Source organism: Methyloligella sp. GL2 (assembly GCF_013341275.1).
Taxonomy (GTDB): domain Bacteria; phylum Pseudomonadota; class Alphaproteobacteria; order Rhizobiales; family Methyloligellaceae; genus Methyloligella.
Window position 1 is genome coordinate 1,422,451 of the sequence record NZ_CP054476.1, and the last position, 22,380, is coordinate 1,444,830.

Annotated in this window: 16 protein-coding genes and 1 tRNA gene; 12 read left to right on the top strand and 5 right to left on the bottom strand. The window is 62.1% G+C overall.

Annotated features, from left to right (window positions below; translation table 11 throughout):
- Positions 1-142 precede the first annotated feature (142 nt).
- From HT051_RS06710 to HT051_RS06750, 9 genes are all read left to right on the top strand, one after another.
- Complete coding sequence (locus HT051_RS06710) at positions 143-772, top strand: glutathione S-transferase family protein (RefSeq protein ID WP_174541323.1); 630 nt, start codon at positions 143-145, stop codon at positions 770-772.
- A gap of 164 nt (positions 773-936) precedes the next feature.
- Complete coding sequence (locus HT051_RS15040) at positions 937-1,428, top strand: peptidoglycan-binding protein (protein ID WP_208454399.1); 492 nt, start codon at positions 937-939, stop codon at positions 1,426-1,428.
- A 27-nt stretch (positions 1,429-1,455) separates the two neighbouring features.
- A complete protein-coding gene (locus HT051_RS06720) occupies positions 1,456-2,970 on the top strand; it encodes a caspase family protein (protein WP_208454400.1) in 1,515 nt (504 codons plus the stop codon).
- A 74-nt stretch (positions 2,971-3,044) separates the two neighbouring features.
- Positions 3,045-3,644, top strand: coding sequence for a peptidoglycan-binding domain-containing protein (locus tag HT051_RS06725; RefSeq protein ID WP_174541325.1), 600 nt, complete (start codon positions 3,045-3,047; stop codon positions 3,642-3,644).
- A gap of 118 nt (positions 3,645-3,762) precedes the next feature.
- Positions 3,763-4,947, top strand: a complete 1,185-nt coding sequence (locus HT051_RS06730) for a type III PLP-dependent enzyme (RefSeq protein WP_174541326.1) — start codon at positions 3,763-3,765, stop codon at positions 4,945-4,947.
- 264 nt (positions 4,948-5,211) lie between these two features.
- Entirely contained in the window at positions 5,212-6,957 is a 1,746-nt protein-coding gene (locus tag HT051_RS06735) for a response regulator (protein ID WP_174541327.1), read from the top strand.
- On the top strand, positions 6,954-8,243 hold the full coding sequence (locus HT051_RS06740; protein ID WP_174541328.1) for a glycosyltransferase family 2 protein: 1,290 nt from the start codon (positions 6,954-6,956) through the stop codon (positions 8,241-8,243). The genes HT051_RS06735 and HT051_RS06740 overlap by 4 nt, the downstream gene beginning before the upstream one ends.
- A gap of 3 nt (positions 8,244-8,246) precedes the next feature.
- A complete protein-coding gene (locus HT051_RS06745; protein ID WP_174541329.1) occupies positions 8,247-9,326 on the top strand; it encodes an HlyD family secretion protein in 1,080 nt (359 codons plus the stop codon).
- A complete protein-coding gene (locus HT051_RS06750; protein WP_174541330.1) occupies positions 9,295-9,636 on the top strand; it encodes an Hpt domain-containing protein in 342 nt (113 codons plus the stop codon). Before HT051_RS06745 ends, HT051_RS06750 begins: the two co-directional genes overlap by 32 nt.
- 170 nt (positions 9,637-9,806) lie before the next feature.
- Here the strand turns inward: HT051_RS06750 and HT051_RS06755 are convergent, their stop codons facing one another.
- The gene (locus HT051_RS06755; RefSeq protein WP_174541331.1) at positions 9,807-10,001 is read right to left on the bottom strand and encodes a DUF2735 domain-containing protein; all 195 of its coding nucleotides are present in this window, start codon (positions 9,999-10,001) and stop codon (positions 9,807-9,809) included.
- Between the two features lie 426 nt (positions 10,002-10,427).
- Between HT051_RS06755 and HT051_RS06760 the strand changes: the two genes are divergently transcribed.
- Positions 10,428-11,465, top strand: coding sequence for a glutamine synthetase beta-grasp domain-containing protein (locus HT051_RS06760; RefSeq protein WP_174541332.1), 1,038 nt, complete (start codon positions 10,428-10,430; stop codon positions 11,463-11,465).
- Between the two features lie 103 nt (positions 11,466-11,568).
- Here HT051_RS06760 and HT051_RS06765 read toward each other — a convergent pair whose 3' ends face one another.
- A complete protein-coding gene (locus HT051_RS06765) occupies positions 11,569-12,987 on the bottom strand; it encodes a M10 family metallopeptidase (RefSeq protein ID WP_174541333.1) in 1,419 nt (472 codons plus the stop codon).
- A gap of 421 nt (positions 12,988-13,408) precedes the next feature.
- Here HT051_RS06765 and HT051_RS06770 point away from each other — a divergent pair, with 421 nt between their 5' ends.
- Positions 13,409-17,845 (top strand): DUF4011 domain-containing protein, encoded by a 4,437-nt coding sequence (locus HT051_RS06770; protein ID WP_208454401.1) that lies wholly within the window; start codon positions 13,409-13,411, stop codon positions 17,843-17,845.
- 86 nt (positions 17,846-17,931) lie between these two features.
- On the opposite strand, the gene HT051_RS06775 is transcribed toward HT051_RS06770, so the two are convergent.
- The 3 genes from HT051_RS06775 to HT051_RS06785 form a co-directional block, all read right to left on the bottom strand.
- Positions 17,932-18,007: transfer RNA gene (locus HT051_RS06775), tRNA-Val, on the bottom strand.
- Positions 18,008-18,101: 94 nt separating this feature from the next.
- Positions 18,102-18,428 (bottom strand): hypothetical protein, encoded by a 327-nt coding sequence (locus HT051_RS06780; RefSeq protein WP_174541335.1) that lies wholly within the window; start codon positions 18,426-18,428, stop codon positions 18,102-18,104.
- Positions 18,429-18,542: 114 nt separating this feature from the next.
- A complete protein-coding gene (locus HT051_RS06785; protein ID WP_174541336.1) occupies positions 18,543-19,268 on the bottom strand; it encodes an HAD family hydrolase in 726 nt (241 codons plus the stop codon).
- A gap of 211 nt (positions 19,269-19,479) precedes the next feature.
- On the opposite strand from HT051_RS06785, the gene HT051_RS06790 reads away from it, so the two are divergent.
- On the top strand, positions 19,480-22,368 hold the full coding sequence (locus HT051_RS06790; protein WP_174541337.1) for a phosphoenolpyruvate carboxylase: 2,889 nt from the start codon (positions 19,480-19,482) through the stop codon (positions 22,366-22,368).
- The last annotated feature ends 12 nt before the right edge of the window (positions 22,369-22,380 follow it).

The following is a 22,380-nucleotide window of genomic DNA, read 5'->3' on the forward strand; positions in this document are numbered from 1 at the left end:
GCTCTGTCATAGCGCGACGCTATGGCAAGGCAGCGACTGGTTGTTGGCGAGAAAGCGGCCAAGGGGTGAAAGCTTGATGAAGGCGATCTCGCCGAGATCGTCGGGCGCAGGTTAGGGGCTTAAAGAAAACGAAGGGTTTCGAATGATCGAGTTTTATACGTGGGGCACGCCGAACGGCCAGAAAGTGTCCATCATGCTGGAAGAGATCGGCTTGCCCTACCGGGTGCACCCGATCGACATCCTGAAGGACGAGCAGTTCGCGCCGGACTTTCTGGAGATCTCGCCCAACAACAAGATCCCCGCCATCGTCGACACCGAGACCGGGCAGGCGCTGATGGAATCGGGGGCGATCCTGCTCTATCTCGCCGAGAAGACCGGCCAGCTCTGGCCGCAGGAGCCGCACCGCAAATGGGACGTGATGCAATGGCTGATGTGGCAGATGGGCGGGTTCGGCCCGATGCTCGGCCAGGCGCATCACTTCCTGCATTACAATGCCGGCAAGAGCGACTATGCCGAGGACCGCTACGGCAATGAGGCGAAGCGGCTGTGGGGCGTGCTGGACAAGCGCCTCTCGGCGGTCGATTTCGTGGCCGGCACCTATTCCATCGCCGATATCGCGATCTGGCCCTGGGCGAGCCGCTATCCGATCCAGGGGATCGAGATCTCCGACTATCCCAACGTGGTGCGCTGGTACCGGGAGGTTGCGGCACGGCCTGCGGTGCAGCGGGGCTGGAACGTGCCGGAGCGCGACGATTCCATTCCCATGCCATAGCGCGATTTTCGCGAGGTTTTCCTCCGGTCTCCCGCGACGCGTTCATATCTCTGGAAAACTCCGATATGAGTCCTTATCTGGACCCATTGCCGAGGTATGGAAGCATTTCGACTGAAGAATCCCGCAAGGGCTTGCGCGGGGAATCGCAAAGGGAGATCTGCGTCGTGAGATATTCTGCTTCGACTATTGGGCGTGCCGCTTCGCTGCGTTGGGCTCTAGGCCTTGCCGTTGCGGTTCTGGTCATGGGCATCGCAAGTGCCGGGCCGGCTTCGGCCCAAATCCTCAAACGCGGTGTGCAAGGCGGCGTTGCCGGCGCCGTGATCGGCGGCATCGTCGATGGCGGGTCGGGCGCCGGGAAGGGCGCCGCGATCGGCGCGGGCGTCGGGCTGGCTGCCGGCGCCATCGAGAAGGATTACAACAAGCATCGCGCCGCACCGCCGCCTGGCTATGCCACGCCGCCGCGCTACGCCAATGCCATGGTGGCCGACACCCAGGCCTCGCTGCTTCGCCTCGGCTATAATCCGGGGCCGGTCGATGGCGTGATGGGGCCGGGCACAAGGCAAGCGATCAGCAACTACCAATATGCCTGGGGGCTTCCGGTTACCGGTTCGCCTTCGCCGCAATTGCTCGACCATATGCGGCGCCACGGCGGTTAGGCGGTCGCGATTTTTTCCCGCCTGACCATGGGGGTTTGGCGGTCCGGCCTTGCGGCTGGGCTGCTCGGCCTTGTCCTCTTTGCGAATGCCGGCGCGGTGCAGGCCGCTGCGCTTTACGGTCTTGCCGCCGGAATCGACAATTATTCGTCCGGTCCGCTTTCCGGCGCCGAGGCTGACGCCGCCGATATCGCCGCGGCGCTTGAGGCCGCGGGCGCCAATGAGGTGGTGCTGCTCAAAGGGGAGGATGCGACCCGCGCCGCCGTGCTGGACGCCTGGACGGACTTGCTCAGCAAGGCCGAGCGCGGCGACACGGTGATCTTCAGCTTCGCCGGTAAAGGCTCTGCCGGGACCGATGGCCCCGCCTATCTTCTCGCCGGTGACACCGCGCTCTCCCGTCAGGACATTCTTACCCGCGCCAAGCAAGCCGACGCGCGCGGCGTGCACACTCTGTTTCTCGGCGATGCCAGCTTCGGCGGCGATCTCAACCGGCCGGTCTCGGCTCTCGACGTTCAGCTGCGTCAGGCGGCGTCCGAGAGTGTGGCGGATGGCACTGGCGAGGCTCCGATCGACGAGAGAGGCTTCAGCTATGGCAGCTTCGTCTATGGCGCGGCGCCTGGCGGCGCAGTGCCGGAGGTGGCAATCGGCTCGAGCCGTCGCGGCGCGTTGAGCTGGGCCTTCGCCCGGGCGCTGCAAGGCGCGGCCGATGCCAATCGCGACGGCGCCATCGACGATCACGAGCTTCGCCGTTATCTCGGCCTCGCTGTCGGGGCTCTCACCGAAGGGCAGCAGACCCCGCATATCGTGCCCAACCGGCTGACGCCGGTGACGCTGGCGCCTGTCTCCCGCGACGGTAACGTGGCAGCCGACGATGACGGGCCGTTGCGGCTTGCGGTGATCGGCGAGGTGCCGCCGGCGCTTGAATCGGAGAGCGGCATCGAGGTCGTCAGCGATCCGGGCGAGGCGGAGCTGATCTGGAACCGCGCCGAGAAACGGCTCGACCATTATCTCGGCGGGCAGGTGGCCGAGGGTGTCGATCGGCGGAGACTGGCGCCGGCGCTTGCCAAGTGGAAGGCGCTGAAGCGTCTGCGCCTGCGCGCGGCGCTCATGCCTGCGCCGATCGATCTGGTCAGCGGCGACCGGCTCTATGGCGATGGCGATTTCGTGCAGATCGAAGTGCTGCCGGGCCGCTATCCGTATCTCACCATTTTCGACCTGTCGCCGGAGGGCTGGGTGGTGCCGATCCTGCCGGCGGATGCGAGCGGTGCGGATAAGCAGTGGAAGGAGCATATCCATCAGATGTTCCGCCAGAGCTCGCCGCCGAACGGAGCGCTGCACCGGGTGGTGATCTTCTCCAAGAGTCCGATGACCGGACTGCAGGTGGCGCTCAAGCGCATGGAGGGGAAAGGCGCTACCGGGCTTTCCGAAGCGCTGGCCAAAGCCTTCGCCGATGAGAGCGCCGTGCAGGTCGGAATCTTCCCCATCTATAGCGGCCAAGCTTCCGGCCAAGCGTCCGGTACCGAGCCGTCCGCGCTGGCGCCATAGCCGGCTTGGACTCACCGGCCGATCTCCGTCATAGTAAACGACGTGTTAACGGCGTTTCCTCTGGGGAGGGTTCGATGTTCGGTTACGCGTCGCTGCGGGCCTTCGGTCTTATCGCGGGCCTCATTCTCTGCCTGACCGGCGTTGCGCTGGCAGACGAGGCCAAGCAGCCGGCTCTTTCCGACAACACGGCTTCGACCGAGAAGACCGAGAGCGAGTTCGAACGGCTGACAAGGCTTGCCCGGGCGAGCGATCCGGCATGCGAAACTCCGTGGAGCTATAGCCGGGGGCTCGGCCGCTGCATCTGCATCCGCGAAGGGTTCGGCATGCAGTGGGGGCAGTGCCTGCCGATGCCGCGTGCGGCGGCGGCCGATATAGAGGCGACCGCCTCGATCCCGCTGCCGGAGCGCGCCCCCGACGTGCCGGAGGATCCGGCGACCCGTATGGAGCGGACGGCCGCGGCGCAGGACTGCCTGGCCAAACTCGGCTTCTATAAGGGTGCGGTCGACGGCGAGGCGGGGCGTTCGACGGTGCGGGCCTTCCGCCGCTTTGCCAAGCGCCAGGGCCTGGCGGAGGGCACTGATCTTCTCAGCCGCGGCGCACAGGAAAAGCTGGGTGCGGCGTGCGACGAGAAGACGGCCGCGCTGCCCGAGCGCCGGCCCAAGACGGCAGAGTAGGGGATCGGCGGCATCGGCTCTTGCCCTAATCCGGTCACCGCAGCCGATTAGGTCTCGGCGGAGTGATGCAGCGCTGAAGTGCGGCTGCCGATTCGACTTTTTCCGGTGAAGTTAAGACATGAAATCCTACGCCAACGCGGCGGCGTTCCTTCGTGAGGAGGCCCCTGAGCGTCCGGTCCTTGCCTTGCGTCCTCATGCAGCGGTGCGGGCGGCGCAATGGATGCTGCAGCATTTTCCGGGCGAGGTGCTCTACGCGGTGAAAGCGAATGACGCGCCCATGATCCGCGATGCTTTTCATGGCGCAGGCATTCGCGCGTTCGACGTGGCCTCGCTTCCCGAGATCGAAGCCTTCGCGCCGCTTCCGGGCGTGCGGCTCTATCTGATGCACCCGGTCAAATCGCGGGAGCTGATCGCCCGCGCCTATCACGATTTCGGGGTGCGCGATTTCGTTCTCGATAGCGAGGCTGAGCTTGCCAAGATTATCGAGGAGACGGGGCGTCCCGCCGATCTCAATCTGCATGTGCGGCTTGCCGTGCCGAACGAGCAGAGCCTGATGCCGCTGGATCGGAAATTCGGCGCAACCCCCGCCGATGCGGCGCAGCTTTTGCGCCTCGCCCGCGGCGTGGCAACCGAACTCGGCATCAGCTTTCATGTCGGCTCGCAAGCGCTGACCCCTGCGAGTTATCCGCGCGCGCTCGCCATCGCCGCCAGCGTTATCGCCGAGGTGGAGATTCCGGTGGAAAGTATCGATGTCGGCGGTGGTTTTCCTGCGCGCTACCTCAATGCCGATCCGCCGAACCTCTCCGCCTTCATGGCGTCGATCGCGGAGGCGCGCGATCAACTCGGTCTCGGCGGTTACCGCTTCTTGTCCGAACCCGGGCGTGCCCTGGTGGCGGAAGCCGAATCCCTGGTGGTGAAAGTGCTCGGGCGCCGCGGCGACAGTCTCTATATCAATGACGGCATCTATGGCTGTCTGTTCGAGGGCTCGGCGGGCGACGGCGCGCTGAGCTATCCGGTGCGTGCCTTCCGAGGCGGTGAGCCTTTGGCGGGATCTGATCAGCCTTTCACCTTCTGGGGCATCACCTGCGACAGCATCGATTTTCTGCCGGGACCGTTCGCGCTGCCGGCCGATATCGCCGAGGGCGACTATATCGAGATCGGCCAGGTCGGCGCTTATGGCCGGGTCGCGGCGGGGCACTTCAACGGCTATGGCTATTACGACGAGGTCGTGCTTCAGGACGCGCCGATGATGGGCATGTATGGGGCACCGCAGGCCCCCGCCAGGGCTGCCGCCAGCTCCTGAAGCGTTGTCCTGAACTGCGTTCGATGTGCGGTTTACGCCTCGAATCCGGCACTTACGCGCAATCGTGGTTAAGGCGATTTGGGCCGCGATTTCTGCGCTCTACTGAAATTGGCGGAATTGCAACTCGTCCGTGCGGCGCAGACTGAAATCCTTGGTTAAAACGGCCCGCAAATCTCTGACATTGCACGTTTTGGTTTAGTGAATTCGCAATGCTCCAGCTCGTAGCTTGCCAGAACATCCTGGAAGCGTTCTGGAGCATTCGCCGTGCCTGCTCGGATTTTGCTGATCGATGACGATGCGTTGACGATGGATATCGTCAGCGCCGCGCTCACGTCGAAAGGGCACGCCGTCGATACGGCGGAAAGCTGCCTGGCCGCCCTCGATCTGATCAAACATAACGATTACGACCTGGCGCTGATCGACTATCAGATGCCGGATATCGACGGGCTTGCCGCCGCCCGGCTGCTGCAGACGCTGACGGCGCAAACCCATGTGCCGCGCCTTGTCGCGCTCACCGGCAATATCGACAAGCTGAAGGGGCAGGCCGGTGCGGACGATGTCTTCTACGACGTTCTGGAGAAGCCGATCGCGCCGGCGGAGCTGGCTCGTTATGTCGACCGCACGATCGGCGAGACCGATTACGGACGGCTGGCAAATCTCGCCCGGGCGCTGTGGCGCGAGCGTGGCTTCGAGCAGGCGCCGCGGGCGATCACCGTGCCCCAGCCAAGCCGCGAGCAGGCGATGATGCTCAGCCTGTTCTTCGAGCCGGCCGAGGGAGGCGCCGCCGACTGCATCGTGCTGACCAAGGAAACCGGCGTCGACGAGCTGGAGCGGCTGCGGGGGCTCGACGGCCATTACACCTTGCCCATCGTCGATCTGTCGGGAAAGGCCGGCAAGCTTGCGGATGTTTCCCTGAACGCGGCCTCGCCCGCCGATTGGCGCAATGTGGCCGACACGGTCGCGCGCTTTTCCGGCAACCGGAACCGGCTGGAGCATCGCTTCCTGCGCAGCGAGAATTTGCGCGACCAGCTGTTGGCCTATCTTTACGTGGCCGGCCGGACCTTCAGCCCGATCCTCGATGCCTCGAAGCCGAGCTGCGTGACCTATCCGGGCTGCTTGCCGGCCGATGCGGTGCAGGCGGCGGAAGCGTTGGCGAGCCAAGGCTTTCTCACCAAGCGTTTCGCCGACCGGTTTTATACCTGCGGCAGCTGCCAGTCGAAGCGGCTTTCGGTGCGGGAGGAATGTCCGTCCTGCCGCTCGGCCGACGTGGAAATGAGCGAGGTAATCCATCACTTCCGCTGCGCCCATCAGGCGCCCGAGCGCGAGTTCCGCTCCGGCTCGCATCTGATCTGCCCGAAATGCCGGACCGCCTTGCGCCATTACGGCCACGATTACGACCGGCCGGGTCAGGTGCTGATCTGCCATGCCTGCGGGGCTTGGAACTCCGAGCCTGCGGTGGGGTTCGTTTGTCTCGATTGCGGCACCCACACCGATGGCGAGGCGATCGCAAGCCAAGACGTCCATAGCTTCGAGCTGACCGCCAAGGCACGCCGGGTTCTCACCGGCGATGCCATGCCGGCGACGCCTGACGCGCCACAGCAGGCGCGGCCCGCAGCGGCGCATGAAGGGCGCACCGCCGATGGTCCGGCGGCTCTGCCGGAGCAGTTGCTGAGTGAGCTGCACGCGCTTGGCCTCGACACGGCGGTGCACGACTCCGGCCAGATTATCGAGATTACCTATGGCGGCGAGATCGGGCTGATCGAGCGCTACGGCTTTCCCGCCTTCGCCAAGCTGCGGCGGCTGTTCCGGGAGAACCTTGCCAATCTGCTGTCCGATTACGGACGGGTGGTGAGCGGCGAGGAGAGCGACTTTCTCATCCTGCTGGAGGAGGAGGGCGACCTTCCGCTGTTCCTGTCGAAGGCCTTCGCCCGCGCCCAGGAGAGCCTCGCCGAGGGTCTCCGCCCGGAATTCCGTGTGATGGAGCAAGAGGAGGTCGCTGTCGCGCCATGAGCGATCTCAATCTCGGCATCGGCTTCCTGCTCAGCCAGAGCAGCGACAGTCTTCTGGCGGCGTTCTGGTATTTTCTGATCTTCGAGCTGCCGCGCTATGGGCTGGCCTTTATTGCAGTCAGTGTCGCGCCGCTCGCCGCAAAGCTGATGCCCGGTCCCAAGGGCCGGCATTGGAGCCTCGATCACCGGCGTCCGACTGATATCAGCGTCATCATCGCCGGCCATAACGAGGCCGATGCCATCGAGCGCTGTGTCCGGTCCCTCTACGAGCAGTCGCTGCCTCCTTCTGAGATCATCGTGGTCAGCGATGGCTCGAGCGACGGGATGGATGAGATCTGCACCCGGCTCGTCCGCGAAGGGCTGATCGCTCGCGCCTTGTCGACGACGATGCGGGGCGGCAAGTCGGCGGCTTTGAACCTCGCCATCGGTGCCAGCTCCGGCGATATCGTCATCAATGCCGACGCGGACAGCTCCTATGACCGGTTTGCGCTGGCCAATATCATCGAGCCGTTTTCCGATCCGCAGGTCGGTGGCGTTGCCGGCGATATCGTGCCGCGCAACGGCAAGGCGAGCCTGATCGCGCAGCTCCAGGAGCTGGAATATCTGCTCTCCATCTCGGTCGGAAAGCTGGTCGGCAATGCCACCGAGCAGGTGGTGTGCATGTCCGGCGCCTTCGCCGCCTTCCGGCGCGATGCTCTGGACGAAATCGGCGGCTTCGATGTCGGAGGCGGGGAGGATCTGGACATCACCTTGCGGCTGCGCCAGGCGGAATGGCGGGTGGTCTTCGCCAGCCAGGCGATCTGCTACACCGACGTTCCGGTGAAGAGCTGGGCCTTGATCCGGCAGCGGCTCCGCTGGGAGCGCGATGCGTTCTGGATCCGCTTCCGCAAGCATCGCCGGCTGTTGATCCCGACCTGGTCGCGCTTCCGTTTGGCGGAGGCGTTCCACCAATGGGAGTTCCTTGTTTTCAGCGTTCTCGCCGCCATCGCTTTTCCGATCTATCTGATTTGGCTGGTCTCCGCGTATGGCAGCTTCGCGCTGCCCATCTTGGTTGCCATGCAGGTCGGCATGCTGGCGGGCGACGTGCTGCTGCTGGCGCTTGCCGATCTGGCGACAGGGCGTCCGGTGTTCCTCAAGAACGTTGCGTATCTGCCGGCCTATTCCTTCTACACCGGCTACTTCATGCGTTTCGTCCGGCTCTACGCCTATCTGGACGAAGCCTTCCTGTTCGGTTCGCGCTCCGACAATTACACGCCCGCCAAAGTGCGCATCCCGAGGCCTTGGTAGCTCATGCTCAAGATCCATAAGCGTCCGCGTATCGACAAGCTGGTCAGCGAGCAGCGGGTGGAATCCGCCTCCTGGGGACGGCGCATCTACCTGGCGCTGCTCGCCGTCTTGGCGATCTTCGTGCTGAACTATCTGTTCGGCGACATGCTGTTCCTGCGGGCGGAGGGCATCCTTCTCACCGACAGAGCGATCGTCGCGGCCGACTATCCGGGGCGCGTGGTCAGCGTCGAGGTGAAGGAGGGGCAAGCCGTTGAGAAGGGCGATGTGCTGCTGCGCATGGAATCGGCGCAGATGGTGCGCGACATTGCCGAGCTCACCTTGCGCAGCGCCGAGGTCGGCGAGCGCAACACGGAGCTGAAAACCAAGCTGGCGGTGGTGGAAGCGCTGCTGCCGATCGCCGAGCGGCATGTGAAGGAGAGCGAGACGACGCTTTCCGATTTCGACCGTCTGGACAATAAGGGGCTGATCTCGAGCTACCGGCTGACCGATGCCGTCAATTCGAAATATCAGGCCGCCGAGCGGCAGGCCGAGCTGAAAAGCCAGGCCGAGCTGCTGCGCAGCCAGGTGCCGACCGTCTCGGCATCCTTCGAGCGAGCGAACAGCGCCTTGAGCAGTCTGGAGCGTCTGTATGACGGCGGCGTGGTGCGGGCATTCCAAGCGGGGATCGTCGGCCCCCGGGTGCCCTCGCCTGGGCGGGTGGTGCAGTTCGGCGACGATCTGTTGGAGATCCATGGCACCAACACCTACGTGCTCGCCTATTTGCCGAACAGCTATCTGTTCTCCATCGAGCCTGGCGAGCCGGTGACGGTCAAAGCCGGCAGCACGACCGTGCAGGGGCATATCGAGGCGGTGCTCCCCGTCGCCGATGCCTTGCCGCCGGAGTTCCAGAACATGTTCCGTCCGCGCGACCGCAGCCGCCTGATGCGGATCAGTCTGGATGCGCGCGATCTCGCCGTCTCGCAAAAAGTCAGCGTGCGCGGCTGTTGGTGGCTGTGTGAAAGACCTGCGGATAGCGCGCGCCAAGCGGTGCAAGCAAGAGGAGAAGGCGACGATGCCGACGGAAGCGACCGGCGAGGGGACTGATTTCGATCGGGAGACGTTCGAGGCGCTCAACGCGCTGTTGGGCGAAGAGCGCATTGAGCAGCATCTTTCGACGTTCGAGGCGATGCTGACCGATCTCTACGGCAATGGCGCCGATCGCGAGGCCCTGGCCAAGGCGGCGCATAAGCTTCGTTCGGTGGCGGGGATGCTGGGCTTCATCCGGGTTTCGGAGCGTGCCGGCGAGCTTGAGGAGGCTTGCGGCGATGCCGGGGATTTCGATGGGGCTTTGGAGCGCATCAAGGAGGCGGGCGATGCGGCCTCCAGCCATGTCCGGCGCATCAAAGCGGGCTGAAACCGCCGCGCCGCCGCCTGCCGGGCGCTAAGAGGTTTCGGCAGATCGCCGGCGGCCAATGTCTGACTTCGGCGCAAAATAAAAGAGGGTCGAACGGTTTCGTTCGACCCTCTCAGTCTCGTTCAGACCGACACGCTGACGGTACGTCCGACGCGCCGTCAGCGCTTACGTCACTTGCTGTGGTCGTCGCCGGCATCGCGGATCGCCTCGTCGTGATACCACGCACCGCCGGAAGCAACCTTGGCCACGCGGGTGGTGGCAAAGTCCTCGGTCTGGTTCGTCGCAGTGTGTCTGCCAAGAGCCGCCCTACCGCCGGTAGGGAACTGGATGATCTTGGCGGACTCTCTGGGAGAATTCGCCGTCATTTGGGTCTCCTTTTGTTGTGCGTCTAAGCCCTAGTGCTTCGACGCAGGTTAGAGTTCCCCTATATCGTGACTCGCACCCTAACTTGCATAATAAATTTGCGGAATGGCTACAATTTCAGCAATCTTATGTCTGCATCCTCGCTGAGCAACCTCGCCGAGACCGTCCGATAGGGCATCCCTGCAGATTTTGCGCCAGTTTCACGCACGTCGGAAAAATCCGCTAACCCCCACGAATTGTTACCGAAAAATGAATAGGCTTCGGGCCGCTCGCTACCAGAAGGCGCAGAAGCGGCCGACACGCACGGGGTGCGGCCCGGCCTTGGCACAATTACTGCTTGCCGAAGGCTTATAGGCCGTCGGTCTCCGATGGCTTGGATGGCGTTTGCGAGAGGCGCTTGCGCCTCACCACCACATGAAGGATTCGCAATGACAAAGTACAAACTCGAGTATATCTGGCTCGACGGGTATACCCCGGTGCCGAATCTGCGTGGCAAGACACAGATCAAAGAGTACGAGAACTTCCCCGGCTTGGATGAGCTTCCGCTGTGGGGCTTCGACGGCAGCTCCACCGAGCAGGCTGAAGGCAGCAGCTCGGACTGCGTGCTGAAGCCGATCCGTGTCTTCCCCGACGGCGCGCGCAAGGACGGTGTCCTGGTGCTCTGCGAGGTCATGATGCCCGACGGCACCCCGCACCCGTCCAACAAGCGGGCCACCATTCTGGACGATGACGGCGCCTGGTTCGGCTTTGAGCAGGAATACTTCTTCTATAAGGACGGCCGTCCGCTCGGCTTCCCGGCCGAGGGCTATCCGGCCCCGCAGGGCAAGTACTACACCGGCGTCGGCTATTCCCAGGTCGGTTCCATCGCCCGCGAGATCGTCGAGGAGCATCTCGATCTGTGCCTCTATGCCGGCATCAACCACGAAGGCATCAACGCCGAGGTGGCGAAGGGCCAGTGGGAGTTCCAGATCTTCGGCAAGGGCTCCAAGAAGGCGGCCGACGAGATGTGGATGGCGCGCTATCTGCTTGAGCGCCTGACCGAGAAATACGGCGTCGACATCGAGTATCACTGCAAGCCGCTGGGCGAGACCGACTGGAACGGCTCCGGCATGCACGCCAACTTCTCCACCACGTATTTGCGTGAGGTCGGCGGCAAGGAGTATTTCGAAGCTCTGATGGCGCAGTTCGAGAAGAACCTCGAGGACCACATCGCGGTGTACGGCCCGGACAACCACATGCGTCTGACCGGCCAGCACGAGACCGCGCCGTGGAACAAGTTCTCCTACGGTGTTGCCGACCGCGGTGCTTCGATCCGCGTGCCGCACTCCTTCCCGAAGAACGACTACAAGGGCTATCTGGAAGATCGCCGGCCGAACAGCCAGGGCGACCCCTACGCGATCGCTTCGCAGATCCTGAAGACGGTCTCGGAGGTTCCGACCAGCGGCTCGGCGACCGCCGCCGCGTAACGCGACGGAACGCAAACGGCCTCAAGGCTTTCGATGGGGGACCCGCTCGGGTCCCCCATTTTTTTGCGTGGGATTGCGGGTAAGCGGTGCGGTGCCGGCGCGGCTAAAGCACGAAGTCGTCCTCGGAGAGCTTGCCGGTGCCGACGAAGATCTCGAAATCGGGACGGCCGTCGCCATCGGTGTCGGCCTGGACGATGACGGTGTCGCCCTTATCCTTGTAGCGTAATTCGCCCTTCACATCGTGGAAGGGGTTCCGGCCGATCCAATCGAATTTCTGGTTGCCGCCTCCGGTCTTGGCGTCGATGCGGGAGAGGTCGATGAGGTCGTCGGTGCTGTCGAAATCGTGCACCCTGTCGCGGTGGCGGCCGACGCCGCTATCGCGCAGGCGGACGAAGACGAAGCTGTCCTCGCCGGGCCCGCCGAACATGCGGTCGAGCTGCCCGCGGCCGAGCAGGGTGTCGTTGCCAGCCTCGCCGAACAGCCGGTCGTTGTGCCCGCCGCCATTCAGCTTGTCGTTGCCGTCCCGGCCGAGCAGCACATCCCGTCCGCCGCGGCCGGACAGGATATTCACCTCGCCATTGCCGGTAATCTTGTCGCCGCCGCGGCCGCCGATGGCATTCTCGATGACCGTATCGGTGTGGATGATGACGTTATTGACGTCGCCATAGACGCTCGACATCGCGCCCGGCGTCAGGTCGATATCCTGATGCTGTGCCGTGCGCGAATAATTCAGCGTGTCGTTGCCGCCGTCGTCGTAGATGGTGAGGCTGGGGAAGCGAAAGCTGTCGAAATTGCCGCCGAACACGGCGCGGCCGGTCGTGTTGCCGACGCCATAGACCGTATCGCCGGGGCGGGTGGCGGCCGGCGCGCCGTAGATATCCTGGATGGCGAGAATGTCCGCTTCCTGCGGGGTGAGCACATAGGCGAAGCTGCCGGTGACGGATGTGTTCTCGGTCTGGGTGAAATAAGACATCACCGAGAGTTGCCAGCTATCGTTGTCGAAGACGGCGTCTGCGGGATAGCTGGCGGTGCCGTTATAGGGGCCCTGATGGCCGAGACCGATGGCGTGGCCGATCTCGTGCACGAAGGTCTGGAAGCGGTAGCTGTAAAGATCTGTCGTCGGGCCGCCGTCCCAGCCCGGAGAGACATTGACCAGGGACGAGGTCAGATCGGTGCCGGAGACGTCGGATGAGGAAAACGCGCCGCCATAATCGTTGACGAAGGTGATATCGGCCGGGCCGGGGGTTCTGACGAAGTTCAGATTGCCGACATCGGACCAGAGCGCCACGGCGAGATCCACCATATCGCGATCGGCGGTCGGGATGTCCCGGACGTTGTAGGTGATGTTGAGCGGGTCGGGCCAGCTTCGCGGCTGCTCGCTATAGGCGGTCCAGAAACCGTTGACCAGGTAGTCGGCAAGCTGGCTATAGCTGCCGTCGGCCGCCGTCGCGCCGGCCGGCTGCGTGGCAGCGGTCTCGGTGGTTTCAGCGGAAAGCGCGAATGTGGCGCCGACCCTTGTCATGGCATGACCCCAGTCCTCTTTTCATCGGAGCCCCGCAGGCGTCAGAGCACGGACTTTTGCCAAGGTCCGGATCTGGAGAGTGTCGCTTGCGGGTAAGATGAAAAAATATCGCGCGGGGCGCTGGCCCGACTAGGCGATCCGCATTTTGCGCTTAAGGGACTATGGCCAACTCCCCACCGCTTCTCGGGATCGGGGTAAGCTTCGGTTAACCGTGTTTTTTGGGGGGCTGATTGCGGACCGGATTTGAATGGTGGGCGGTACTGGACTTGAACCAGTGACCCCTGCGATGTGAACACAGTGCTCTCAACTTTGGCGAGTGAGTTGGCTCTGGTATGCTACGCGTTGCTAGACATACGGGTAGCTTGGCTTGGGCAAGCGTGGAGGTCCAGGTGAGATCTTCATTGAGTAAATGGGAATCATAGTGCAGGCGTCTTCCGCAACTCCCAGTTGGTGGTATGTCGAGAACGGACAGACCAAGGGCCCCTTCGATAGTCAGGCAATACAGGGACTGCTGCTCGATGGGCTGCTCGGGCCCGACTCGCTCATCTGGCGAGAAGGAATGTCAGGCTGGCAATCAGTTCGGGAGGTGGAGGAGCTTGCTCGTGTGCTTGAGCAGTCCTCAAAACAAGAACCTCCCGAGGACGGCATCCTGAACCGTCTTCTAGATGACGCGCGAAGGCGGCTGGTGGAGACGGGCACAAGAAACCGTCTGATCCACATAAATCGAGAAAATTCGAGAGCCAATGCGCTCAATATCATCAACGAGCGCTCAGACGATATTTTCCAAATACTCAGAAGCGGTGGAAAGCGGATGTCGTTCATGGCGACCCGTAGGGACGAAACGCCTGTCGATAATGACGTTCCACTGCTCGAGACCGTCGTAGATAATCGTAAGCCATTCGACGAGGCCCGGTACACCGATAGCAAGCTTGAGACACCGCTCGGACCAGATGCATTGCAGAAGCGGCTGCTGAGGTTGGCGCGGGACGCGCGGACCGCCGAAGAGGAGCAGGGCATCAACATCCTCTTCCTGGCACTGGGCTTTCTCGGATGGTTTGAGGACGAGACTTCGAACCTTAAGCGAGAGGCTCCCCTAATCTTGATTCCGGTTGAACTTGTGCGCAATTCGCGCACATCGACCTACGACTTGCGTTGCCGAGATGATGACATTGTTGCGAACTTGCCATTGCAGGAGCGGTTGAGCGGAGATTTCGGGATCGACTTACCGGAAATCGAGGTGGATGAGCAAGACTGGTCGCCGTCCAGTTACTTTGACCGAGTTGAGGAGGTCATTGCTCATCAGACGAGATGGACCATTGATCGCGACGGGATGCAGCTTGGCTTCTTTTCATTTGCCAAACTGCTGATGTTTCGGGACCTGCATCCCGCCGCATGGGGTGAGGGTGGCTTGGCGGCATCCGAGATCGTGAAAGGATTGCTGCGGACCGGGTTTGAGGCCGAAACGCCTCTCTTCCCTAAAGAGACTCGTCTCGACGAGATTTTGGAGCCAGCAGATATTATCCAGGTCGTCGACGCTGACGCATCACAGACAAAGGTTATTGAGGAAGTTCGCGCAGGTAGAAATCTTGTGGTTCAGGGACCGCCTGGAACTGGGAAATCGCAGACAATCACAAACATCATCGCTGCTGCGGTGCATGACGGGAAGACGGTCCTATTTGTTGCAGAAAAAATGGCAGCTCTATCGGTTGTTCATGACCGACTAAAGAAGGCGAACCTCAGCTCGACCTGTCTTGAGCTTCATTCACGTAGCGCCAATAAGAAAAAGTTCCTTGGTGAAATTGAACGTACTCTCAACGACGGCAGGACCGTTCCAGGTATGCCGCGAGATCCCGAGGCGCTCAGACAGTTCCGCGATCAATTGAACGCAATAGAGCGACGGCTGCACCAGACCATACCGGGAACCGATACGACTCCATTTGGGTCGATGGCAATTATGAGCCGCCTTGCTGGACTTGGCGCGCCACCTCCCAAACTACATCAAAGCGAGCTTGCTCATCTGACCAGGAGGGACCTTGATGGAGTCGTCAGCCGCGTAGCTGCATTTGGCCAACTGAAAACCGAGGTCGGAGTCCCAGAGCAGCATCCCTTTTTCGGTGTCGGGAATCTCCAGCTTCAACCGCTCGATATGCAAAGAGTCGGAGTGAAAATTGGCGATGCGATTTCTCACATTGAGGCTATCACCGATGGGTCTCGTCAGATTGCGGGCTGGTTGAGGCTTCGGCACGGGTCATTCGACGAGTGTCAGGTCCTCTTAAATGTTCTCGAGCTTATTGCAGCAGCGCCAGAGACTGCTGAGTCGTCATTGCATGTTGTAGCTGCCGTAGCTGAAAAGGCGCGGTTTGATAGAGCGCTCCAGTTAGGGGCTGACTGGGCATCCTCAAAGGCGATGGCAAGCCAATTTCTTGAGGCGGCTTGGCAGGCTCCTGTTGCCCACCTGCGGAGTTCTGTGGCGAAAGGTGCGGGCTCTTTCTTTGCCAGACTGGGGCCTTCATACCGCTCTGCCTGTCGTGAACTGGCGACACTCGTCAAGGCCCCCCTTCCGAAAGATGCTCGCAAGAGACTTGCTCTAATCGATCAGCTCATCTCGCTTCAGGAGAAACGGCAGCGTTTCCAGAGCGAGTATATCTTCTTGCAACAATCGCTGGGAGGCTTGTGGTTGCAGGAAGACTCCGCCTTTACAGAGCTAAGAGAGGTCTCAGTTTGGTACGAGAAGGTCGTCAACGCGTGCGGAGATATCAATCCAAACCGTCTTGAAGAATGGGCCGCCTCGTCTGCTTCCTGTACGAATTGGGCAAATTGGCTCCGTCCTTCTCTTCTCGGGGCAAAGGCGGAACTGTCAGAAATTGAGCAAACTCTGGCAATCTCGTCTAGACAGGTATTTGGGGCGCAGTCGTCGAGCGGAGCGCGCTTCCAAGATATTCTTAATCGTCTTGTGGCCATCAAAAATGAGCAGCCGCGATACTCGCAGTGGTGCCAATATCGACGGGGGGCTTCGGAACTTTCGAAGAGTGGCCTAGGTGAGCTTGTAAAGCGAATTGACAAGGGGGAGCTGACTCCGGCTGCTGCGAAGAATGAACTCAAGCTCGCTTACGCTGAGGCCGTTTGGAGGAGGGCGCTGCAAGAGTTTCCAGACCTAGATTCAATCGCACAAACGGATCGACACAAAATCGTGCAGGCGTTTGGCCGCAGCGAGGTGACGAGACTGCAAGATGTCCAGCAATTGATCCAAGCAAAGCATCTAAGCCAATTGCCGACTGGCGCGGCCGGTCAGATGGCAGTCATCCGAGGCGAGATCGCAAAAAGGAAGCGTCATAAGCCGATTAGAAAGCTATTCTCGTCTGCCGGTTCGGCTTTGCAGAAGATCAAGCCAGTATTGCTGATGAGCCCGATCTCGGTTGCGCAATTTCTTCCTCCGAAGTCGGTTGAGTTTGACCTCTTGGTTATTGACGAGGCGAGCCAGGTTCGGCCCGAGGATGCCCTTGGCGCATGCGCTCGTGCGAAGCAGATCGTAGTTGTCGGTGACCAAAAACAACTTCCACCAACCTCGTTTTTCGACCGGCTCACCGGTAATGACCTCGACGGTGATGACGATGAAGAAGAAGAGGTATTGCGAGGGGCAGCACGAGCCGCTGAGATGGAGTCAATTCTGACGCTTTGCGAAGCGCGAAGCGTTTCTGGGAGGATGCTCGAATGGCACTATCGGTCTCGAGATCCATCTCTGATCGCAGTTTCGAATAGCGAATTCTACCGCGGGGGTCTGGTCTTGCCGCCATCCCCTTTACAAGACGACCGTGACTACGGACTGCGTCTCGTCCAGGTGCCGGGGGTTTACACTAGCCGTTCACGGGGATCGGGTCGTCCCGGAACTAACAGGATCGAAGCTGAAGAGATTGTCAGTGCGATTGCTCGGCACGCGTCGGAGCATCAAGATCTCTCGCTTGGCATTGCGACGTTCTCAGCAAACCAACGAAACATGGTGACGGAGCTGCTCGAGCTCGAGCGACGGAAGAATGTGCGTCTCGATGATTTCTTACGGGAAGGAAAAACCGAGGACGTCTTTGTGAAGAACATCGAGAATGTTCAAGGAGATGAGCGTGACGTCATTCTGATTAGTGTGGGTTACGGGCCATTCCAGCCGGGAGGTAGATTGCCTTCGATGAACTTTGGTCCGGTGAATCTGGATGGGGGGGAGCGGAGGCTCAATGTGCTTTTTAGTCGAGCTCGTGTTCGCTGCGACGTCTTTGTTTCGTTTGACCCTGGGGATATCGACCTGAGCCGCACCACCAAAAATGGTCCTCGTATACTTAAGCGGTACCTCCAATACGCAAAGACAGGGCGGTTGGACGAGCAAATACCAACTGGTCGAGGGCCAGACTCTCCATTTGAAGAAGACGTTGCAGCTGTTATTCGCCGGTTAGGTTACGACGTTGACCACCAAGTTGGCAGTGCAGGATTCTTAATTGATCTCGGAGTGAAGCACCCCAGACGCTCGGGGCAATACATGGTAGCTGTTGAGTGCGATGGAGCGACATACCACAGTGCTCTCTGGGCCCGCGAACGTGACCGGATGCGTCAGGAGGTACTCGAGCATCTTGGTTGGCACTTCCATCGGATATGGAGCACCGACTGGTTTCATCGTCGTGAAAGCGAAATCGAACGCCTGAAACAGGCATTGGACCAAGTTACAAGGTCTACTCACGGCGGAATCGATATTGAAGGTGCAAACCAAGGATGGGCTAGTGTAGCCGAACTACCAGATGAGGATGACGACGGCGCCGGCGAGGTGGCTATTGTCACGCCACGAGCACCGTCAGACGTCGAACTATCCCGCTATTGACCTGCGTCCCCTGGAGCCTCCTTGAGCTAGGCTTCTTGGGAGGACCAAGCCTCTGCAGCTACAGCGCAGTCTTCAAAGTGTGGGAATGGTGGGCGGTACTGGACTTGAACCAGTGACCCCTGCGATGTGAACACAGTGCTCTACCAGCTGAGCTAACCGCCCTTCGCGTCCGCAAACGGGAGTGCGGATTTAGCGAGTGGCCCTAGGTGAAGTCAAGCGGCGCTTTGCCTGTAAGGGGCATTCGTGCCGATTGGGGCTATTTGGCGAGGCTCAGCGCCTGGTTCAAGCTCGCCTCGGCGGCCGTCATGTCGCCATCGGTGCATTCGGAGTCGGCGCGGTCCAGAAGCTCGTTGATCTTGTCGATGGTGTCGTCTCCCAGCGCGCCGCTTTGCATCTTATCGCTCATCTTGTTTTCCGCCTCGGTGATCTTGGCCTCGCAGGGGTCGTTGTCCGACTGCATTTCCTCCTCGCTGATGCCGGGAGGGGCCATGACGCCGGCGGCAGGCACCTGTTCCTCTTGGGCGAGGGCGGCATGTCCGCCGATGAACGAAAAGGCGATGGCAAGGGCAAGCAGATGGCGCATGGGTCGTCCCTTCAGGTCTTGGCGCAGGAGAGGTGCGGCTTTCCGCGCATTTTACGAAAAGCGACTTTGGTTCGAACTGCGGCAGATTTACGGCTCTAGCCGTCGCGGTGTCGCTCAGCTTTGCGCCGCCGCCTTCGCGCCGCGCCGCTGCAGAAGGGTGTGCGCCTCAGGGATCAGACGGTCGAAATGATCGATCAGCGCTTCGGGCGAAAGCGCCGTCAGCTCCTCGGTGGGCCCGTAGCCGAAGGAGACGGCGATCACCGGGATCTCCGCCGCCTTGGCGGTGCGGATATCGACGGCGCTGTCGCCGATCATCAGGCTCTTCGCCGCCTCGCCGCCGGCCCGGCCGATGGTCTCGGTGAGATGGCGCGGATCGGGTTTGGAGACGGGGAGGGTGTCGCGGCCCAAAATCGCGGCGAAGCGATGGTCCAGCCCCAGCGACTGCAGGAGCTTGCGGGCCAAAGCCTCCCGCTTATTGGTGCAGACGGCGAGAATGGCGCCTTGGTCTTCGAGCGCATCCAGCACCGCGCCGGCGCCGGCAAAGGGTATGCTGTCGTCGGCGATATTGGCTTCGTAATGGGCGATGAAGCGCGCCAGCATGGCGTCGAGCCGGGCCTCGTCCGCGGCGGCGGCCTCCGCGCCGCGCTGGCGCAAGCCTTCCGCGATCATCGCCCGCGCCCCGAAGGCGACCGTGTCGCGGATGGTTTCGCGGGGCACAGGCCCGAACCCCTCGGCGGTGAGCACAGCATTCAGCGCATTGGTCAGATCGGGGGCGGTGTCCACCAAGGTCCCGTCCAGATCGAAGACGATGGTGGCGCGATGAAATGGGTGTTCGGTCACGAAAATCCTCGGCTCGGCAAGCGTTTTGCGCCGTTAACTGCTTAAATCTTCACCACGATGTGGCGCAGGGCTACCCTTGCAGCGGCGTAAGGCGGAGTCTAGAGATTGCGGTCAATGCACGTTCATCGACAGTTGTATCCGTAAGGGACGTATTCCCGTCTTCGCCGTGTCAGACTGGCGCGCGAGGATATGAGTGAGGACGGAATAATTTATGGCCAGCGTAGCGCAAGTACCTTCCGAGGTTGAGACCGAGCAGTCGCTCATTTCGCAATGGAGCGAGCGCATGCGCCGCTACCGCGAGCGGGTGCCGTTCGAGCCGCAATTCAACCCGGTCAAGCAGCTGGCCTTCGATATGTCGCGCGAGCTGGAGGTCGAGGAGCTCTCGCTGGAGGAGCTGGAATCGGCCGCCAAGGAGCTGAGCGACCGGGCGCTGGTGCGCCGCGCCCGCAACACCGTCCGGTATCTCGGCGGCAAGGACGGCGACCGCGCGGCCGAGCAGGTACGCGCCCTGGTCCGCGACAGCGCCTTCAAGGACGGGTTGCAGATCGGCTTCGAGGAATTCCGCGCCCGCTGGGAGAAGCCCGATGACGGCATCGTCTTCACCGGCCATCCGACCTTCGCCATTCCGCGGGGCTTGCGCCAGATCCTGGTGGAGATGATCGAGACGGAGAGGTTCGACGATCCGGCGCTCCGCCAGGCGATGAAGAAATATCACCACGCGCCGGAGCCCGACATCAGCCTCGGCTCGGAGCACGATCAGGTGCAGGAGGTGCTGGCCCACGCCCAGCACGCCATGGCGCGGCTGATCGACATCATCCTGTCGGTCGCCCGCGAGCTCTACCCCAACGACTGGCAGAGGCTGAACCCGAAGCCCATCCAGCTCAATAGCTGGGTCGGCTACGATCTCGACGGCCGCACCGACATCCAGTGGTACGACTGCCTGCGCATCCGGCTGAAGGAGAAGCAGATCCAGATCGGCCGGGATATCGAATGGATCGAGCAGGCGGCTGAGGCGCTGCCCAAGGGCTCCGAGCCGCGCAAGAAGCTCGGCAAGCTGAAGCGCCTGTTCCAGAAGGAGGCCAAGGCGGTCTCCCGCCAGGTGGAGCTGTTCAGCGCCGATCTGGAGGATCCGGAGGCGCTCAGCCGGGCTGCCAACGATCTGACCGAGCGCTCGGCGCGCTCGCGCAAAGACATCATGGAGCGGACCGATCGCTGGCTCGGCAAGGCGATTGCCGCTGCCGAGGACACCGAGACCAAGCAGCAGCTGGTCAAGCTGCGGGCCATGATCCTCGGCTGCGGCCTCGGCACGGCGCGCATCCATCTGCGGCTCAACGCGCAGCAGCTGCACAACGCCATCCGCAAGCCGATGGGGCTTGAGGGCAATGTCGACGTCACCAGCCGCGTGCTGCTGGGCCGGCTCGACCGTATGATCATGGAATCCGATCCGGAAAGCGTGAATTTCGGCTCGCTATTCGTGGAGCGCACCACCGCGATCCGCCAGTTCATCGTCGCCGCCCAGATCCTGAAACATATCGATCCGCATGCGCCGATCCGGCTGCTGATCGCCGAATGCGAATCCCCCATCACCGTGCTGGCGGCGCTGTATTTCGCCAAGCTGTTCGGGGTCGACGACAAGATCGACGTCTCGCCGCTGTTCGAGACGGTGGATGCGTTCGAGCATGGCGCCCGGGTGATCGAATCCTTGCTCAAGACGCAAAGCTACCGGGCCCAGGTGCAGCAGCGCGGCCGGCTCTGCGTGCAGAACGGGTTCTCCGATTCGGGGCGTTTCATGGGGCAGATTCCGGCGGGGCTTGCCATCGAGCGCCTGCACGGCCAGCTCTCCGACGTGATCGCGAAGGCCGGGCTCGGCCAGGTCGAGTTTCTGATCTTCGACACCCATGGCGAATCCATGGGCCGCGGCGGCCATCCCACCAGCCTGACCGACCGCTTCGTCTATACGCTCTCGCCCTGGGCGCGGGCGCGCATCGTCCGTCACGGGCTCGGCCTGCATCACGAGACGAGCTTCCAGGGCGGCGACGGCTTCGTGTATTTCGGCTCCGACGCCTTGGCCTTCACCGTGCTGTCGCGGGCGCTTCTGGCCAGCTCCGAGGCCGGGCCGGTGGAAGAAGACAGCTTCTATACCGACAGCGACTTCACCCGGGATTTCTACGAGGGGGTGCGGCAGTATCAGATCCGCATCTACGAGGACGACAATTACCGCGCCTCGCTCGGCGCGTTCGGCACCAATTTTCTGGTGCGCCCGGGATCGCGCAAGACCAAGCGGCAATACGATGCCGCCAAGGGGCCGCGCAATCCGGCCGCCGAGGTGCGGGCGATCCCGCATAACGCGCTGCTGCAGCAATTCGGCATGGCGCTGAATGTGGTCAACGGCGTCGGCGTCACCGTGCGCCGCGAGCCGGACCGGTTCGAGCAGATCTATTCCACCTCGGAGCGCATGCGCCGGCTGATCGCCATGGTGCAGCACGCCAAGATGATCTCCAGCATCAAGACGCTGGTGGCCTATTCGTCGGTGTTCGACGATGCCTTCTGGGTGACGCGGCCCTACGGCAATCAGGAGCTGCAGATCAAGGAGGCCTGCCTCTATCTCGCCGACCTGTTGCGCGACGACCCGCGCCACGACGCGATGATGCATCTGGCGAGCTTCCTGCGGAAGGACGCGCTCTATCTCGACGATGCGTTCGAGGATATCGGCCTGCCGACGCGGCCCAATTGGGAAGACGGCCGGCTGGAGCTCGACGTACTGCAGGCCATCCGCCTGACGCTGGTGCAGCATATCTTCCTGCTGGCGGCGCGCATCCCGCGCTTCTCCACGCGGAACGATATCGCCCGCGACGACATTATCGGACTGGTCTTGTCGCTGCGTATCGAGGAAGCTGTGCAGCTCTTGCGCGATGCGTTCCCGAAAGGCGTCCCCGAGGCCACCGAATATCAGCTCGCCGAGGGCGCGACCTATACCGGTTACGAAGGCTCGGACTATGCGGAGATCAATCGTGTGCTGATCGACCCCATTGTGGAGTCCTACCGGGTCGTGCTGGAGATCGGCGTCGGTATTTCCCATCACTTCGGCGCGTACGGCTAGAGCGCGCCCACA